General features: G+C 66.9%; 1 protein-coding gene. It reads left to right on the forward strand.

Going from position 1 to position 599, the window contains the following annotated elements; genetic code table 11:
* The coding region (locus F0Q45_RS28380) for a hypothetical protein (RefSeq protein ID WP_188113198.1) at positions 1–352 on the forward strand (352 nt) is incomplete at its 5' end.
* Between the last annotated feature and the right edge of the window lie 247 nt (positions 353–599).

The following is a 599-nucleotide window of genomic DNA, read 5'->3' on the forward strand; positions in this document are numbered from 1 at the left end:
CGGCGGGCTCGGGGGCTTCGGTGGGGCCGGCGGATCCGCGGGTGTGCTGTCCGGGCTGATCGGTGGTGGCGGCGGCGCCGGTGGACACGGCGCGACCGGCTTGGTCGGGGGCTCAGGCGGGGGCGGCGGCGATGGCGGTCTGCTGTTCGGCTCAGGTGGTAACGGCGGGAACGGCGGAGCCAGCGCTAATGGCGTTGGTGGGGCAGGCGGATTCGGCGGACCCTCCGGCCTGATCGGCAACGGCGGCAACGGCGGCAACGCTGGCACCGGTCTGCTGGGCAACTTGGGTGGCGGCACTGGCGGGTTTGCGTTTGGCTTTCCATTCGGCTCACCAGGTAAGCCCGGGTCTTAGTAGTCGATCCACGCCCGACTACGCCGGTATGCAGCTTTGATTTGGGACGATGGTCTCGAACCCTTGGACGAGAAGGGATCGGGGCCATCGTGTTTCGTACAAGGCCGCAACGACCTAGCCAAGTGATACGGGATCGCTGGAGCCGGGAAAGGGTTTGGCCTCGGCGGTGTCGAATTCTTGGTCTGGTTACACGCCGCTAACTGCGCGGAGTCCGGACGACTTCTTCTGTTCCTCAACCCGGGCTGTC

The organism is Mycobacterium simiae (genome assembly GCF_008370645.1).
Taxonomy (GTDB): domain Bacteria; phylum Actinomycetota; class Actinomycetes; order Mycobacteriales; family Mycobacteriaceae; genus Mycobacterium; species Mycobacterium simiae_A.